Below are 1,496 nucleotides of genomic sequence, written 5' to 3'. Positions count from 1 at the left end.
CGACCGACCTAGAGTAGACCAAAATCAGTATCTATTTGCTCTGTGCTTTCGATTCCTGTTTGGGTAGGTCTCCCTAAAAAGGAGGTGATCCAGCCACACCTTCCGGTACGGCTACCTTGTTACGACTTCACCCCAGTCACCAGTCCTACCTTAGGCATCCCCCTCCTTTCGGTTGGGGTAATGACTTCGGGCGTGACCAACTTCCATGGTGTGACGGGCGGTGTGTACAAGGCCCGGGAACGAATTCACTGCAGTATGCTGACCTGCAATTACTAGCGATTCCTCCTTCACGAAGGCGAGTTGCAGCCTTCGATCTGAACTGAGCTACGGTTTCTGAGATTTGCATCACATCGCTGTGTAGCTGCCCTTTGTCCGTAGCATTGTAGTACGTGTGTAGCCCAAGACGTAAGGGGCATGCTGACTTGACGTCATCCTCACCTTCCTCCGGTTTGTCACCGGCAGTCTCTCTAGAGTGCCCATCTTAATGCTGGCAACTAAAAACGAGGGTTGCGCTCGTTGCGGGACTTAACCCAACATCTCACGACACGAGCTGACGACAGCCATGCACCACCTGTCTCTGCGCTCCCTAAGGCACTCCCAGCTTTCACCAGGATTCGCAGGATGTCAAGTCTTGGTAAGGTTCTTCGCGTTGCATCGAATTAAACCACATACTCCACCGCTTGTGCGGGCCCCCGTCAATTCCTTTGAGTTTCACACTTGCGTGCGTACTCCCCAGGCGGGATACTTAACGCGTTAGCTCCGGCACGGCTCGGGTCGATACAAGCCACGCCTAGTATCCATCGTTTACGGCTAGGACTACTGGGGTATCTAATCCCATTCGCTCCCCTAGCTTTCGTCCCTCAGTGTCAGTTGCGGTCTAGCAAAACGCTTTCGCCACCGGTGTTCTTCCTGATATCTACGCATTTCACCGCTACACCAGGAATTCCTTTTGCCCCTACCGCACTCTAGTTCTGTAGTTTCCACTGCTTTGATCACGTTGAGCGTGATTCTTTAACAGCAGACTTTCAGTACCACCTACAGACCCTTTACGCCCAATCATTCCGGATAACGCTTGCATCCTCCGTATTACCGCGGCTGCTGGCACGGAGTTAGCCGATGCTTATTCCTCAAGTACCGTCACTTTCTTCTTCCTTGAGAAAAGAGGTTTACGACCCAAGAGCCTTCCTCCCTCACGCGGTATTGCTCCGTCAGGCTTTCGCCCATTGCGGAAAATTCCCCACTGCTGCCTCCCGTAGGAGTCTGGGCCGTGTCTCAGTCCCAGTGTGGCTGATCATCCTCTCAGACCAGCTACTGATCGTCGCCTAGGTGGGCTTTTACCCCTCCTACTAGCTAATCAGACGCGAGCTTATCTTCAGGCAGCAAGCCTTTCACCTTCCGGCATATCCGGTATTAGCAGTCGTTTCCAACTGTTGTCCCCGACCTGAAGCCAAATTCTCACGCGTTACTCACCCGTCCGCCACTAAATGCCTAAGCAT

1 rRNA gene is annotated in these 1,496 nt (G+C 53.0%); it reads right to left on the bottom strand.

Going from position 1 to position 1,496, the window contains the following annotated elements:
• Positions 1 to 77: 77 nt before the first annotated feature.
• Positions 78 to 1,496 (bottom strand): 16S ribosomal RNA (locus IQ237_RS25940); the annotation flags it as partial.

The organism is Sphaerospermopsis sp. LEGE 08334, from assembly GCF_015207205.1.
Classification (GTDB): Bacteria; Cyanobacteriota; Cyanobacteriia; order Cyanobacteriales; family Nostocaceae; genus Sphaerospermopsis.
The sequence above is the reverse complement of the archived record's forward strand: the minus strand, read 5'-3'. Positions and strand labels throughout refer to the sequence as shown.